Source organism: Microvirga aerophila (assembly GCF_003332305.1).
GTDB classification, from domain to species: Bacteria; Pseudomonadota; Alphaproteobacteria; order Rhizobiales; family Beijerinckiaceae; genus Microvirga; species Microvirga aerophila.
Genome location: NZ_QOIO01000013.1, coordinates 20,676 through 36,501, shown reverse-complemented (window position 1 = coordinate 36,501; position 15,826 = coordinate 20,676). Strand labels below are relative to the sequence as shown.

Annotated in this window: 12 protein-coding genes; 4 read left to right on the top strand and 8 right to left on the bottom strand. The window is 62.6% G+C overall.

The genetic code is table 11. From position 1 onward, the window contains the following. From DRB19_RS09170 to DRB19_RS09145, 6 genes are all read right to left on the bottom strand, one after another. Nucleotides 1–297, bottom strand: a complete 297-nt coding sequence (locus DRB19_RS09170; protein WP_245439362.1) for an SUF system Fe-S cluster assembly protein — start codon at nt 295–297, stop codon at nt 1–3. 99 nt (nt 298–396) lie between these two features. Further along, a complete protein-coding gene (locus tag DRB19_RS09165; protein ID WP_114185742.1) occupies nt 397–1,632 on the bottom strand; it encodes a cysteine desulfurase in 1,236 nt (411 codons plus the stop codon). A 59-nt stretch (nt 1,633–1,691) separates the two neighbouring features. Continuing rightward, nucleotides 1,692–3,005 (bottom strand): Fe-S cluster assembly protein SufD, encoded by a 1,314-nt coding sequence (gene sufD, locus DRB19_RS09160; RefSeq protein ID WP_114185741.1) that lies wholly within the window; start codon nt 3,003–3,005, stop codon nt 1,692–1,694. A gap of 1 nt (nt 3,006) precedes the next feature. Beyond that, on the bottom strand, nt 3,007–3,759 hold the full coding sequence (sufC, locus tag DRB19_RS09155; RefSeq protein ID WP_114185740.1) for a Fe-S cluster assembly ATPase SufC: 753 nt from the start codon (nt 3,757–3,759) through the stop codon (nt 3,007–3,009). A gap of 115 nt (nt 3,760–3,874) precedes the next feature. Then, entirely contained in the window at nt 3,875–5,347 is a 1,473-nt protein-coding gene (gene sufB / locus DRB19_RS09150; RefSeq protein WP_114185739.1) for a Fe-S cluster assembly protein SufB, read from the bottom strand. A 69-nt stretch (nt 5,348–5,416) separates the two neighbouring features. Continuing rightward, the gene (locus tag DRB19_RS09145) at nt 5,417–6,589 is read right to left on the bottom strand and encodes a cysteine desulfurase family protein (protein WP_114185738.1); all 1,173 of its coding nucleotides are present in this window, start codon (nt 6,587–6,589) and stop codon (nt 5,417–5,419) included. Between the two features lie 233 nt (nt 6,590–6,822). Here DRB19_RS09145 and DRB19_RS09140 point away from each other — a divergent pair, with 233 nt between their 5' ends. Beyond that, nucleotides 6,823–7,479: an alpha/beta hydrolase gene (locus DRB19_RS09140; protein WP_114185737.1), complete on the top strand. Its 657-nt coding sequence runs from the start codon at nt 6,823–6,825 to the stop codon at nt 7,477–7,479. A gap of 158 nt (nt 7,480–7,637) precedes the next feature. Continuing rightward, nucleotides 7,638–8,900, top strand: coding sequence for a tyrosine--tRNA ligase (gene tyrS, locus DRB19_RS09135; RefSeq protein WP_114185736.1), 1,263 nt, complete (start codon nt 7,638–7,640; stop codon nt 8,898–8,900). Nucleotides 8,901–8,906: 6 nt separating this feature from the next. Here tyrS and DRB19_RS09130 read toward each other — a convergent pair whose 3' ends face one another. Then, on the bottom strand, nt 8,907–12,374 hold the full coding sequence (locus DRB19_RS09130; RefSeq protein WP_114185735.1) for a YhdP family protein: 3,468 nt from the start codon (nt 12,372–12,374) through the stop codon (nt 8,907–8,909). 156 nt (nt 12,375–12,530) lie between these two features. Here DRB19_RS09130 and DRB19_RS09125 point away from each other — a divergent pair, with 156 nt between their 5' ends. Both DRB19_RS09125 and DRB19_RS09120 read left to right on the top strand, forming a co-directional pair. After that, entirely contained in the window at nt 12,531–12,995 is a 465-nt protein-coding gene (locus DRB19_RS09125) for a peroxiredoxin (protein ID WP_114185734.1), read from the top strand. A gap of 84 nt (nt 12,996–13,079) precedes the next feature. Beyond that, nucleotides 13,080–14,528: a matrixin family metalloprotease gene (locus DRB19_RS09120; protein WP_114185733.1), complete on the top strand. Its 1,449-nt coding sequence runs from the start codon at nt 13,080–13,082 to the stop codon at nt 14,526–14,528. Between the two features lie 54 nt (nt 14,529–14,582). Here DRB19_RS09120 and prfB read toward each other — a convergent pair. Beyond that, nucleotides 14,583–15,714, bottom strand: a protein-coding gene (gene prfB, locus DRB19_RS09115) for a peptide chain release factor 2 (RefSeq protein WP_114185732.1) whose coding sequence is annotated in 2 segments (ribosomal slippage) — nt 14,583–15,644 and nt 15,646–15,714 — 1,131 coding nt in all. Because the reading frame shifts where the segments join, the coding sequence is not laid out codon by codon here. Nucleotides 15,715–15,826 lie beyond the last annotated feature (112 nt).

Sequence of the window (15,826 nt, the reverse complement as noted above, 5' to 3'; positions counted from 1 at the left end):
TTACCACATATCGAGCGCGACCCTGGCCTCGTCGGACATGCGGCTTTGATCCCACGGTGGATCGAACACCATGTTGACCTTGACGCTCTGGACGCCCTGGACCGCCGCAACGGCGTTCTCGACCCAGCCGGGCATCTCGCCCGCCACCGGACAGCCTGGGGCGGTCAGGGTCATGTCGATCTCGACGTTGCGATCGTCGTCGATATCCACCCGGTAGATCAGCCCGAGTTCGTAGATGTCGGACGGAATTTCCGGGTCGTAGACGGTCTTCAGGGCCGCGACGATGTCGTCGGTCATCCGGTCGAGCTCTTCCGGTGGGATCCCGGAGCTCGGTGAGACCTGAGGCGCGTTGGGCGCTTCGTTGATGGGGTTTGCTGCGTTCACAGGTCTTTTTCCTCAGGCGAACAAGGCTTCGGCCTTCTGCAAGGCGTCGGCGAGTTTATCCACTTCTTCCATGGTGTTATAGAGGCCGAACGACGCCCGGCAGGTCGAGGTCGCGCCGAAGCGCTCCAGGAGCGGCATGGCGCAATGGGTTCCGGCCCGCACCGCCACACCCTGGCGGTCGATGATCGTCGCCACGTCGTGGGCGTGGGCCCCCTTCATCTCGAAGGCGATGATGGCGCCCTTGCCCTTGGCCCGGCCGATGATCCGCAGGGAGTTCATGGCCCCGAGCCGTTCATGGGCATAGGCGGACAAGGCGGCCTCGTGCGCCTGGATGTTCTGCCGGCCGAGCATCATCATATAACGAAGGGCCGCGTCGAGACCGGCGGATTCGATGATTGCCGGAGTGCCGGCCTCGAACCGGTGCGGGGGATCGTTGTACGTGATCGTGTCCCGGCGGACCTCGCCGATCATCTCGCCGCCGCCCTGGTAGGGGGGCATCTTCTCAAGCCACTCGCGCTTGCCGTACAGGACGCCGATCCCGGTTGGCCCGTAGACCTTGTGGCCCGTGAGCACGTAGAAATCCGCTTCGAGGTCGCGCACATCCACGTCGAGATGGACTGCTCCCTGAGCCCCATCCACCAGCACCGGCACCCCATGGGCATGGGCGATGCGGATGATGTCCTTGATGGGCGTCACGGTGCCCAGCACGTTGGACATGTGCGTGATGGCCACGATCTTCGTGCGCGGCGAGAGCAGCTTTTCGAACTCGTCGATGAGGAAATTGCCCTCGTCGTCGACGGGAGCCCACTTGATCACGGCCCCTTTCCGCTCGCGCAGGAAGTGCCAGGGCACGATGTTGGAGTGATGCTCCATGATCGAGAGGATGATCTCGTCCCCCTCCCCGATCTCCATGCGGCCGAAGGAATCCGCCACGAGATTGTAGGCCTCGGTGGCCGATTTGGTGAAGATGATCTCGTTGACGGATTCCGCATTCAGGAAGGCGCGCACGGTCTCGCGCGCGTTTTCGAACGTCTCCGTCGCGGCGTTGGCCATGAAATGCAGGCCGCGATGAACGTTCGCGTAGCCGGTTTCCATGGTCTTCACCATGGCGTCGATCACGGCCTGGGGCTTCTGGGCCGAGGCCGCGTTGTCGAGATAGACCAGCGGCTTGCCATAAACCTGTTGCGCCAGGAGTGGAAAGTCCCTCCGGACGGCTTCGACGTCATAAGCTGTGAACGGTGCGTTCATGATCTGAACCGTTTCTCTCTCGTCATGCCTGGCTTGTGCCAGGCATGACGGCGTTCGATTTAGGCTCGCGCCCTCAGCCAACCCTCCAGCACATTCACGAGCGCGTCGTGCACATCCTGGTTGTCGACGAACTCGATCGCCTCGCCCAGGAACGCCTGGACCATCAGGCTCTCGGCTTCCTTCTTCGGAAGGCCGCGGGCCATGAGATAGAACATGAGGTCCTCGTCGAGCTGGCCGCAGGTCGCCCCGTGGGCGCACTGGACGTCGTCCGCGAAGATCTCGAGTTCCGGCTTGTTGTTCATCGTGCCGCCATCGGACAACAGAAGCGCCGCCGACATCATGCGGCCATCGGTCTTCTGCGCATGGTGCGGAACGATGATCTTGCCCTGGAACACGCCAGTGGCTTCCCCGTCGATCACGGTCTTGAACAGCTCGCGGCTCTCGCAATGGGGAGCCGCATGCTCGACCACGAGGGTCGAATCCGCATGCTGACCGCCCTTGAGCATGGTCGTACCGTTGATCCGGACCTTGGTGTTCTCGCCATTGAGAACGCCGAACACCTGGTGACGCGAGGTGGCGGCGCCTGCCACCACGTTGAGACTGAAGAACTCCGCCTCGGCGCCGACCTTGAGCGCCAAGGTCGAGAGCGCAAGAGCCTTGTCGCCCTCGGCGTTCAGCCGCACATGGCGAACGTTCGTTCGATCGCCGGCAATCATCTCCACCACGTCGTTCGGCTGGTGGTTGGCCCCGTCGGTGCTCTCGTGGCTTTCGAGAAGCGTGACGGAAGCGCCATCCTCCACGAGCACGAGCACCCGGGTCGCGGTCGCGACCGCCGAGGCGCTGGCCGTGACGAAACGCAGGTGGATCAGTGTGTCAACCTCGCCGGAAATCCGCAGCATCACCCCATCGGCCATGAAGGTGGTGTTGAGCTGATAGACCGGGTTCTGATTGGCCCAGGACACAGGGCTCAGCTTGGCAAGCCACTCATGGCCCGAGGCCAGGGCTTCGGCCAGCGGGACAATCTCAACGCCTTCGGGAAGCCCGCCGAGATCAACCGCGTCGCGCACGAAATGGCCATTGACGAACGGCACCTGAATTGCCTTCACGCCGGAAAGGGCCTTCGTGTCCTGCAACGCAGCCTTGGCCTCGTCGGCCGACGGCGTGCCCGCGAAAGGCGCGGCCTCGCGCATGAGGGCCCGCAGGTCCGTGTACTTGAACTCCTCCACGCGGCGGTGGGGCAATCCGTTCTTGGTGAAGAGCTCGAACGCCTGGGCACGCGACTGGGCGTCGCCTGGAAGCGTCGTTTTCACCGTCTCGTAGGCTTGCGCCAGCCCGGTCTCGGCCGGCGTCTTCATCAGCTTGATTTCGGCCATATCAGGCGGCCTCGCTTTCCCGGTAATCGGCGTAGCCGTTCGCCTCGAGCTCGATAGCCAGCTCCTTGCCACCCGACTTCACGATGCGGCCCGCCGACATGACGTGGACCGAGTCCGGCACGATGTAGTTCAGCAGGCGCTGGTAGTGGGTGATGACCAGGAAGGATCGATCCGGCGAACGAAGCGCATTCACGCCTTCGGACACAATGCGCAGGGCGTCGATGTCGAGGCCGGAATCCGTCTCGTCCAGGATGCAGAAGGACGGCTCGAGCAGCGCCATCTGCAGGATCTCCATGCGCTTCTTCTCACCGCCGGAGAATCCGACGTTGAGGGCGCGCTTGAGCATGTCCTTAGGGATTTCTAGCTGGGTGGCGGTCGCATTCACGCGCTTGATGAAATCCGGCGTGGTCAGCTCGCCCTCGCCCCGCGCCCGGCGGTGTGCGTTGAGAGCCGCCTTGAGGAAGGTCATGGACGCGACGCCGGGGATTTCCAGCGGATACTGGAACGCCAGGAAGACGCCCGCAACTGCGCGCTCGTCCGGTCCCATTTCGAGCACGTTCTCGCCGTCCAGCAGGATCTCGCCGTCGAGGACCTCATAATCCTCCTTGCCGGCGATCACGTAGGACAGGGTCGACTTGCCCGATCCGTTGGGTCCCATGATGGCTGCGACCTCGCCGTTGTTAACGGTGAGGTTGAGGCCGTTGAGAATGCGCTTGTCCTCGATCTGGACCACGAGGTTTTTGATTTCGAGCATGACTGAATTCCGTTTGTTAGGCGTGGATGACCGGAACAAGTCCAGCCATGACGGGCCCTGAGCCTTTGGCGTCATGCCCGGGCTTGTCCCGGGCATCCACGTCTTGTTCCGTTTGTTAACCGACCGAGCCTTCGAGCGAGATCGAGATCAGCTTCTGCGCCTCCACGGCGAACTCCATGGGGAGCTGCTGCAGCACGTCCTTCACGAAGCCGTTCACGATCAGCGCCGTCGCCTCCTCATCCGAGAGGCCGCGCTGCTGGCAATAGAACATCTGGTCTTCCGAGATCTTCGACGTCGTCGCCTCATGCTCGAACACGGCCGTGGCGTTCTTCGACTCGATGTAGGGCACCGTGTGAGCGCCGCACTCGTTGCCGATCAGAAGCGAGTCGCAGTTCGTGAAGTTGCGCGCGCCGGTCGCCTTGCGGTGCGCCGACACGAGACCCCGGTAGGTGTTCTCGGACTTGCCCGCCGCAATGCCCTTGGAGATGATCCGGCTTGTGGTGTTCTTGCCCAGATGGATCATCTTGGTGCCGGAATCGACCTGCTGCATGCCGTTCGACACCGCAATCGAGTAGAACTCGCCGCGGGAATTGTCGCCGCGCAGGATGCAGGACGGGTACTTCCAGGTGATGGCCGAGCCCGTCTCCACCTGGGTCCAGGTGATGACCGAGTTCCGGCCACGGCAATCGCCGCGCTTGGTCACGAAGTTGTAGATGCCGCCCCGGCCTTCCGCATCGCCCGGATACCAGTTCTGCACCGTGGAGTACTTAATCTCCGCATCGTCGAGCGCGATCAACTCGACCACGGCCGCGTGGAGCTGGTTCTCGTCCCGCTTCGGGGCCGTGCATCCCTCGAGATAGGACACGTAGGAGCCCTTGTCGGCGATGATGAGCGTGCGCTCGAACTGGCCGGTGTTCTTCTCGTTGATGCGGAAGTAGGTCGACAGCTCCATCGGGCAGCGGACGCCCGGCGGAATGTAGACGAACGAACCATCGGTGAAAACGGCCGAGTTCAGGGTGGCGAAGAAGTTGTCCGTCACCGGCACGACCGTGCCCAGATACTGGCGCACGAGGTCTGGATATTCCCGAATCGCCTCAGAGATCGGCATGAAGATCACGCCCGCCTTGGCAAGCTCCGCCTTGAAGGTCGTGGCGACGGACACGGAATCGAACACCGCGTCCACGGCGACCCGGCGCTCCGGCTCGACGCCGGCTAGGATTTCCTGCTCGCGCAGGGGAATGCCCAGCTTCTCGTAGGTGCGGAGAATCTCCGGGTCCACCTCGTCGAGGGACTTCGGCGCCTGGTTCTTCTTCGGCGCCGCGTAGTAATAGATGTCGTTATAGTCGATCTTGTCGTACGACACGCGCGCCCAGTCCGGCTCCTGCATGGTGAGCCAGCGCTTATAGGCATCGAGACGCCACTGGAGCATCCACTCGGGCTCGCCCTTCTTGGCCGAGATGAAGCGGATCACATCCTCGGAGAGGCCCTTCGGAGCCTTCTCCATTTCGACGACGGTCTCGAAACCGTACTTGTATTGGTCGACGTCGATCGATCGGACCTGATCGATCGTCTCCTGCACTGCAGGCATCTGTCTCTCCCACCGCTCACGGCTTCAAGGGCCGCGGGTTGATGACATGGAAAATCGAGCGTAGCCGGCTTAAGCCGCACTCGCCTTCCGCTTATATAGGGTGCCGACCACTCTTTCGCACGCTTCCGCAAAGCGGATCACGTCCTCTTTTGTGGTCATCCACCCCAAACTTAAACGCATGGCTCCCTCGGCGAGGGCGGGTTCCACCCCCATGGCGTCGAGCACATGCGACCGCCTGACCTTTCCGGACGAGCAAGCCGAACCAGACGACAGGGCAATTCCGTGGAGATCGAACGCGATCAGCGCCGTCTCCGCCTTCAGGCCGGGTATGGCAAAGGCAAGCGTATTGGGCAACCGCTCCGCTTCGCCCGAGAAGATCACCGCATCAGGGGCGATGCGGCGCAGATGCGCCTGCGCTTCGTCCCTGAGGGCCTCGAGCCGGGCCGCCTCTCCGGCTAGATTCGCCAGGGCGATCTCGGCCGCGGCCCCAAAGCCTGCGATGGCCGCCACGTTCTCCGTGCCGGCCCGATAGCCCTTCTCTTGACCACCGCCTCGGATCAGCCGGTCGGGGATTTCCAACTGGTCGGATGCCAGGGCAACGGCGCCGATTCCCTTCGGCCCGCCGATCTTATGGGCCGAGATCGTCAGCACGTCGACCCCAAGCTCGGCCATATCGACCGGAACTTTGCCGGCGGCCTGGACCGCATCCGTGTGGATGAGGCCGCCGTGCTCGTGGACGAGGCGCGCTGCCTCGGCGACAGGATGCAGGACGCCGGTCTCGTTGTTCGCCAGCTGAACCGACACCAGAAACCGCTGCCCTTCAGCCTGCTCCAGGCGAGTTCTGAGCCAGGCAAGATCCAAGACCCCATCCGCACCGACGGGAATGCGCTCCACAGCGTCTGCTGGGAATCGATGGCCGTCCAGGCCGCAAGGGTGCTCGGTCGCACCGATCAGGAGCCGGTCCGCGCCGGGCTGGCCCAATCGGCGGAAGGACGGGCTCAGCACCAGATTGCTCGCTTCGGTCCCGCCGCTCGTGAGGATCACGTTCTTGGTTTTCGAGCCGATCAGCCGGGCTACTTTCTCGCGCGCCGCCTCGATCGCCGCCCGGGCGGCCCGCCCCTCGCTGTGGACCGAGGAAGGGTTTCCTGACAACTGGAGCGCGCGCACGACCACGTCGGCAACCTCGGGCCGCAAGGGCGAGGTCGCGTTGTAATCGAGATATGTGCGCTGGTCTGTCGCCATAATCGCCCGCTAAGCCTCACGAAATCCTTGCAATTGCCCCCGGTTGCCGTGCTAAAGCACCACAACCACATCCATGTCAGGTCGCACCGGCCCGTTTGATCCGAACGAGCCTGCCCTGAAACGAAGTAACTTTAGAATAATTCTAAAGACTTTTAGAGAAACTTGAGGCCGAAAGTCAAGGCCCGTCGGGTTTTCCCTCTCATAACCGAGAGGTCGAAAAGAGGTTCGCATTCATGCCTGAGGTCGTCTTTACGGGTCCCGCCGGTCGCATCGAGGGGCGCTACCAGCCTGCGAAGCAAAAGGGGGCTCCCATCGCCATCGTGCTGCACCCGCATCCGCAGTTCGGCGGCACGATGAATAACCAGATCGTCTACAATCTGTACTATGACTTCGTGAACCGCGGCTTTTCGGTCCTGCGCTTCAATTTCCGCGGCGTCGGCCGCAGCCAGGGCGCCTTCGACCACGGCCAGGGCGAACTCTCGGATGCCGCCGCGGCCCTCGACTGGGCCCAGTCGATCAACCCGGACGCCCGCGCCTGCTGGATCGCCGGCGTGTCCTTCGGGGCCTGGATTGGTATGCAGCTTCTCATGCGCCGCCCGGAGATCGAGGGCTTCATCTCCATCGCCGCTATGGCGAACCGCTACGACTTCTCGTTCCTGGCCCCCTGCCCGTCCTCCGGCCTGTTCGTCCACGGCTCCGAGGACCGGGTCGCCCCGGTCAAGGACGTGGTCAGCGTGATCGAGAAGGTGAAGACCCAGAAGGGCGTCAAGCTCGAGCACGCGGTCGTGGACGGCGCCAACCACTTCTTCGACGGCAAGGTCGACGAGCTCATGGGCGCTGTGGGCGAATATCTCGACAAGCGCCTGGGAACGGCCGAAGAGGCGGCGTGAGCTTATCTGCCACCAGTCTCACAAGGCGGCGGGCCCACAGCCCGCCGTTTTTCGTTGTTGGCCCGCCAAGGGTCGGCCCGGCGCGATTTCCTCGTGAAATTACAGAGCGAAGCTGATAAACGCGCTCATTCCTGACACACCGACAGACGAGAGACGCGATGAACGCGCCACGTTCCGAATTCCTGAAAGTGCTCACCGAGCGAGGCTACATCCACCAGACCTCGGACCTCGAGGGCATCGATGCAGCCGCCCTCGAGGGTCGTCTTACGACCTATGTGGGCTATGACTGCACGGGACCGTCTCTTCATGTCGGGCATCTGCTCTCCATCATGATGCTGCACTGGCTGCAGAAGACGGGTGCTGGACGGCCGATCACGCTCATGGGCGGCGGCACGACCCGGGTGGGCGATCCTTCGGGCAAGGACGAAAGCCGCAAGCTCCTGACGGTCGAGCAGATCGAGGACAACAAGGACAGCATCAAGGGGGTGTTCTCCCGCTTCATCTCCTTCGGGGATGGCAAGACCGACGCCATGATGGCGGACAACGCCGAATGGCTGATGAAGCTCAACTACATCGAGTTCCTGCGCGATGTGGGCCGCCATTTCTCGGTCAACCGCATGCTGGCCTTCGACAGTGTGAAGATGCGCCTGGAGCGCGAGCATGAGCTGTCGTTCCTGGAATTCAACTACATGATCCTCCAGGCCTATGACTTCGTGGAGCTTCACAAGCGCTACGGCACGGTCCTGCAGATGGGCGGCTCGGACCAGTGGGGCAACATCGTCAACGGCATCGATCTCGGCCGCCGTCTTGGCACCGCGCAGCTCTACGCCCTTACCTGCCCGCTGCTGACGACGGCCTCGGGCGCCAAGATGGGCAAGACGGCCTCGGGCGCGGTCTGGCTCAATGCCGACATGCTGAGCCCTTATGATTACTGGCAGTTCTGGCGCAACACCGAGGATGCGGATGTCGGCCGATTCCTGAAGCTGTTCACGATCCTGCCGATGGACGAGGTTGCGCGGCTTGAGGCTCTCCAGGGAGCCGACATCAACGAGGCCAAGAAGGTTCTGGCCACGGAGGCGACCGCCCTGCTCCACGGCCGCGAGGCCGCAGAGCTCGCCGCCGAGACGGCACGCAAGACCTTTGAGCAGGGAGCCCTCGCTGAAAGCCTGCCGACCATCGAGATCACTACCGACGTACTCAACGCCGGGATTGGGGTTCTGGCGGCGTTCGGTCCCGATTATGCCAAGCTCGTCCCTTCCACGAGCGAGGCGCGGCGGCAGGTGAAGAGCGGCGGCCTCAAGGTGAACGATCAGATTGTCACCGACGATCGCGGCCTGCTGACGGCGTCGGACATGACGGCCGAGGGCGTGATCAAGCTATCCTTCGGCAAGAAGAAGCACGTCCTGCTCAGGGCCGTCTAAGGTCGATCAGCGTTCGGGCGTCACGGGCAGGGAATCCGCCTGTGGCGTCCCGCCTCCGACCCCGAAGAGCTTGCGCAGGAAACCCGGCGCCACAGCCGACAGGGGATTGACCGCCACGGTCGGGGAATCGGACGGCCCAGATACGCGGAAATTGACCGCAAACAGGCCCTCATACTGCCCGCCTCCCAGCAATGGACCGAACAGCGGCACCTGGGCGAAGGCGTTATTGAGCCCGTAGGCCGGCACGAAGGTTCCGGAAATATCCATGCGGTCGCGGGCATAGTCGATGAAGCCCCCGAGGGTGAAGCCAACTTGGTTCCCCCAAATAGCCGCATCCTTGAAATCGAGGCGTCCGGCGGTTCGAGTAAAATCCACCCGGGCCTTGGTGAAGACGACCTCGTTCACGTCCACGCGCACCGCTTGCGGATTTCCGGATCGATCCTGACCGGGCACGAACTGGGTCTGCGTTGGGATGATGCGGCGCAGGGCCGGCTCGTTGTTGAGGGCGAAGGAGCGAAGCATCATCATCCCAGCCTGCGGCCCCTCGCCGATGGCGAGTTGAAGGATGAGATCGCCCCCGGTCATGCGCCGATAGACATCGAGGAAGCGTAGAAGCGAACCCGCATCCTGCGACTGGAGGGAGATGATCGAGGTGCCGCCTCCCTGGGGCGTGGTGCGCGCGACGATGTCCGTCGGGCCAAGGCGGCCTTTGACATCCAGGCTCCGGAGGCTGTCCTTGCGCATGGAGGCCTTGATCGACGCATTCGTGATCGCCTCTTCGTTGTATCCGGTCAGGATATTGAGTGCGAGATCGAGATCGAAGTCCCGGCTGTCCTTCTGAGCGGGTGCGTTATGCCCGGCCGGTGCGGGAGCGGAGCTCGCGATTTTCGTGAAGGGGCGGGCGTCGCCCACATTGCCGCGAACCACGACCTTGTAGACGCCGCTGTTGCGCTCGACCTGCGCCCGCATATCATCGCCGGACGACAGCTTGAAGGTCGTAAGCTCCGCCTTTTCAAGCGTACCCTCATTCGACAGCGTGGCCGTTCCGCGTAGCTGCGCAGAACCGCTGTCGAGCTGGAGGTCGCGGATTTCGGTACTGGCCCCATCAACCAGGGTGAAGGATACCTTACCCGGTCGTCTGGCGGGCTTCACCCATCCTGGGATGAGCTGATCGATGCCGGTCTTGGTGAGGTCCGCCTCGATGCGAATACCGGGCTTGTCGGGCTTGCCAAGCGGCAGGGTGGCCTTGAGTGGCAGCACCCCGGTGAGCTGCGAGCCGAACGACATACCACGTCTTGCTCGCGCCGCCTCATCGAGGGCGAAGGTTACGTTGGCCTCTCCACCGTCGCGGGTTTTCTGGACGTCGATGGACGCGGCGCCGCCGCCCAGCTTGCCATCGCCCTTGATCGCGAGATTGCCCTTATCATAGGCGACCGCCAGGGACGCGCCTTCGAGCCGATCCTTGCCGAAGAGCTTGTCGATGCCGAACTCGGAGACCGTGCCGTTCACCGACAGGGGCAGGTCAGTGAAGGCCGGGATGTTATTGACCGCAAGCCCAATCCCAATGCGAAGATCCGCCTTGCCGGTCATGGTCGTGGGATCGACATCAAACCCGGCAATTTCTCGGATCATGGGCTGCTGAAGGAGCGCCCCGAGACTGTCGGCGGGCCCCGCTAGGCGAAAGTTGATCCGCGCCAGGGCGTTGTCGTTCCAGTAGTTGTCGAGGGCGAAGGCGCCGTCCGAGGCGGCCAGGCTAAAGTTGCTCGCCATATCGACCCGGCCCGTAGGAGCCTTTAAGAAAACCGAGGTTCCCGTGACCTTGCCGGTGACGTTCATGTGGGACAGGGGCGGCAGGCCCTCGGCAGCCTTGAGAACGCCATCGGAGATCGCAAAGTCGATCTTCAGCGATTCATCGGGCGTCGGACCGCCGGACACGGCTTTGGCGATGTCGGCACCGGACATCCGCACCTTGAGGCCGATGGAATCCAGCGTGCCCCCGTTGAGGTTCGCCACCAGGAAGCGGCGCACGGGCGGCGCAACCGCCTCGGGCCAGATGCGTAGGGCGGTGCGCAGATCCGTCCTGGTTGCCGCAAGGTCGAGGTTGAGGCCATGGGGATCGGCCGGCGCGCCCAAGACACCGCTGAGATCGGCCGACAGATCGGGCCCCCTCAACTTAAGGGACCTGATGCCCATGCCGTCCGGGCCGGAAAGCTCGGCGGCGACTTCGCTGATCTGAACGGGCTTATCCCCCACGCGCGCGCCCGACAGGACTGCATCCCGACCGTTGAGTGATAGTCGCCAGTTGTCCGCACCGGTTTGGGTGACCAAGCGCCCCTGAAGGCGGACATGGTTGTCGCCGCCCTTCAGCTCGAGGTTCTGCAGGTCGAGCGCCTTCTGGGCTTCGTCCCAGGACACCTCGATACTCGACCGTTCGACCTCGAGCGGAGACGTATCCTTGTCGTCGATCTGGAGGGTGCCGGCGGTGCTGTTGAGGCGGGCTTTCAGCTCGGTCACCCGGCCTGCCGCGTAGGCCACGTCGACCCGGCCGGAGAATTCGAGATCCGTCGTCGCCGGAATGGCCGACATGCCGGCAAGCAGAACGATATCCTGGATCGGTGCGCGGTCGGCGATGACGCTGCCGCGGTACCCACCATCATGATCGGACAACACGTCGCCGTTGAGCTCCCACACCCCTTGCGGGCCGTCGAGGGTTGTGGCGAAGTGGCGTCCGCCACCCTCGGCCCAGTCGAACACCGCGTCGACCCGGCTGAACCTTGCCCGTTCGCGCCGGTCAGCGTCGATGAAGACGAGATTGGCGTTTGTCAGCTTGGCTTGCCCAAGGGAGTTCAGAGCGCTTTTGGGCCCGATGATCAAATCAAACAGGGAACCGACGACCCCCGATACCTGGGAGGGCCCGCCTATGCTGCGCTGCATGGACGCTGCGGCCTCCGTCGAGGGGCTAAGGGACGCGGCAGGTGGCCCGGCAGGTGCTTCTCCACCCTCGCCTCCCTCGGAAGAAAAGGACAGCGAGCCGTCACGGTTGACGAGAACCCGCAGCCGCAGGTCCCGCATTTCGATCGAGCGCGGCTGGAGGTTCCCCGCGAACAGCGAGAGACCATCGACGCTCACGACAGCGTACGGCGCCTGCAGAACGAGTTCGCCCCCCGGAGCCCGGATATCGAGGCCGTTCGCCCGCAGCGCCGGCGAACCGCCGTGGAGCTCGATAGCCGTGTCGCGCAGGGTCACGGCCCAGCCCGGTCCGATACGGGCCGCAAGGGTTTCCGCGACCTGCTCGGGGAGACGGCCGAAGCTGAGCGGACCCACGGACAGGCGGAGGTAGAACAGCCCGATCCCCAACGCCGCGAGCAGAACGAGGCCAAGCTTCACGTAGAGCGCACCACGAAGCGCGCGCCTGAGGGCGCTCCGCTTCGCCGGGCTGGGCCGGCGCGAAGGTGTGCTGAGGAGTCGCTTCATTCTTGTGACGTCGGACAATCCGGTTCTTGCACTGTCGCGCATGAGAGGGAATCAGATGAAGACATTAGCCCTCTTGTGCGCCACCCGCGACCATCTCCTGCGACAGGTCGCGAAGGCCTGTCGAAACATCACAACCCGCCGAAAGAAAGGCGAACCATGACGTTGACCATTGCAAGCCCGGCCCCTGCCTTCACCCTACCGGCGACTGGTGGACAGGAAATTTCCCTGGATAACCTCAAGGGCCGAAAGGTCGTGCTCTATTTCTACCCCAAGGACGACACCAGCGGCTGCACCCGGGAAGCCCAGGATTTCCAGGCGCTGCGGCAGGATTTCGCGGCGGCAGACACCGAGATCATCGGCGTCTCGCCCGACAGCCTGAAGAGCCATAACAAGTTCCGCGCCAAGTACGGTCTCGACTTCACTCTGGCGTCCGATGAGGCCAAAGCCATGCTGGAAGCCTATGGCGTCTGGGTCGAGAAGAGCATGTACGGCCGCAAGTACACGGGCGTGGAGCGCACCACGGTTCTGATAGACGGCGACGGGAGGGTCGCGCAGGTTTGGAAGAAGGTGAAGGTGCCAAACCATGCCAAGGAGGTGCTGGAGGCAGCCCGATCTCTCTGATTGCGACGGATTAGTCTATTGCGGCTTCAGGTCAGAGCGTTATAAAGTTTCATGTGACACTGTTCTTAATTAAAGCTCAACCAAATGCCGAATTACAAAGCTCTCCTCTCGGGCCAGAGCTGGAACGCTCTGTCTAGCCTTAAGATCAGTAAACAACCTGTCTTTCTGACCTACACCTTCGGCGGGCCGCAGCGGGGTTCGACGGAATTCGGTAACGCTGACAAGGCCATGGCGCGCAAAGCCTTGAAGATGTGGGGAGATGCCTGTGGCATTCGGTTCATTGAGGTTAAAGGAGCCGATGCCGAGCTGAAGTTTCAATGGAAGTGGCTCTCACGAAATTCCAGCGGGCGGGCGGAATTTCCGGAACTCTACAAAAACTCCTTAGAGGAAGACGTCGTTCGGGATGATGTTGGCGGCAATATCTACCTGAACGACCGGTACCACAAAGAGCTTTCAACGTATAAGTCTTTCAAATTCTACATCCTGCTTCACGAGATTGGCCACGCGCTCGGTCTCAAGCACCCCTTTCATAAGATGGCTCACAACAAGCAATTGTTGAAGTCGGACTTGGACCACGTGAAGCATACCGTGATGAGCTACACGGGAGGCGACATCAATATGATGTCGCCTAGCCTTGGCCGCTTGGATATCCAGGCGATCCGCGCCCTCTATGGCAACCCGTCGCAAGACGGGAAACAGGTTGCGAAGTGGAGCTGGAGCAGTACTGATCAAACCCTGACCCAGATTGGCAAGGGGGTGGCGGACATTATCTATGGCGTCGCTGTCAAAGATATCCTTAATGGCGACCATGGCGATGACAAGATCTACGGTTTCGGCGGCAACGACGTCCTTTACGGAGATGTTGGCAATGATGATCTGCGAGGCGGATATGGCGATGACACATTGCAAGGTGGCACGGGTAGCGACACGCTAAGGGGTGGGTATGGCGATGACATGCTGTACGGCGACATCGACAACGATGTCCTGAAGGGCGAAATTGGCGATGACATCCTGCATGGAGGTGCAGGCAATGACGATCTGGACGGCGGCCATGGCCAGGACATGCTGCACGGAGATATTGGCGACGACGCCTTACACGGCGGAAATGGCTGGGATGTCCTGCAGGGAGGTCTAGGCAACGATGCTTTGAACGGTGGCGAAAGCAATGACACTCTGCAGGGGGGCGAAGGCAGCGATACCCTGACCGGGGGTGAAGGCGGCGACCGGTTCGTTTTCGACACTTGGTTCAATGGCGTCGACGACATCGATCAAATCACAGATTTCAGCGACCTCTGGGATCTTGATGTAATCGTCTTGTCCTCAGCCATCTTCGCTCTCGAGAAGGGCCCTTTGGGCTGGGACGCTTTCGTAGAAGGGTCAGTCGCACGGGATACGAGTGACAGGATCATCTTTAACGCAGGAGAGCGGTCCCTCTCTTACGATCCAGACGGCTCCGGCCCCTCTGCGGCCGTACGCTTTGCGAAGTTGACAGGAGCGGCGAGGATCGATTCCTACGATTTTTTCGTCGTGTAGGTCTGATCACCTGCAATAACGAAGGCCCGCTCCTAACCGAGTGGGCCTCTTGTCTTAGTCGATATCCTCGACCTCCTGGCCCGCGCCACCCGTAATGCGCTGGGCGAGCGACGCTTCCATGAACGGATCGAGGTCGCCGTCGAGCACGTCCTGCGGGCTCGTGGACTGGGCTCCCGTGCGCAGGTCCTTCACGAGCTGGTAGGGCTGGAGCACGTAGGAGCGGATCTGGTGGCCCCAGCCGATCTCCGTCTTGGCGGCGGCTTCGGCATTGGCCTTTTCCTCGCGCTTCTTCAGCTCGGCCTCATAGAGGCGGGCGCGCAGCATGTTCCAGGCGGTAGCGCGGTTCTTGTGCTGCGAGCGCTCCTGCTGGCAGGCCACCACGATTCCGCTGGGAATGTGCGTGATGCGCACGGCCGAGTCCGTGGTGTTCACGTGCTGGCCGCCCGCGCCGGAGGAGCGGAACGTGTCGATCCGGCAATCGGATTCCTTGATCTCGATGTTGATGCGGTCGTCCACCACCGGGTAGACCCACACCGACGCGAAGCTCGTATGACGGCGGGCGTTGGAATCGTAAGGAGAGATCCGCACCAGCCGGTGCACGCCGGACTCGGTCTTGAGCCAGCCATAGGCGTTGTGGCCCTTGATCAGGAGCGTGGCGCTCTTGATGCCGGCCTCGTCACCGTCGGTGATTTCGAGAAGCTCGACCTTGTACTTCCGGCGCTCGGCCCAGCGGGCATACATGCGCTGGAGCATGTTGGCCCAGTCCTGGCTTTCGGTGCCGCCCGCGCCCGAGTGGACTTCCACAAAGGTGTCGTTGCCGTCGGCCTCGCCGGAGAGCAGCGTTTCCACCTGAAGGCGAGCCGCCTCGGCCTGAAGACCGCGGATCGTCTCCTCGCCTTCCTTGACGGTCGCCTCGTCGCCCTCGGCGTCCCCGAGCTCGATCAGGGTGATCGAGTCCTCGAGCTCCTGCTCCAGGCGCTTGATGGCAGCGATCTGGTCCTCGAGGGAGGTGCGCTCGCGCATGATCTTCTGGGCGCCTTCGGCGTCGTTCCAGAAGTCCGGATGTTCGGTGAACGAATTCAGTTCGGCGAGGCGTCGCTGGGCATGATCCCAGTCAAAGATGCCTCCTCAGCAGCCCGACTGACTGCTTGGTCTCTTCTACGAGGTGTTCGATTTCGGCGCGCATGGTCTGTGTTTAGTCCGAGCCTTGGGAGTGCGGGTCTTACGGGGAGCCCCGCATCGTGTAAAGGAGCCAATCCTCAAAGGACCAGCCTTCACCGCGAGCCGGCATACCGACG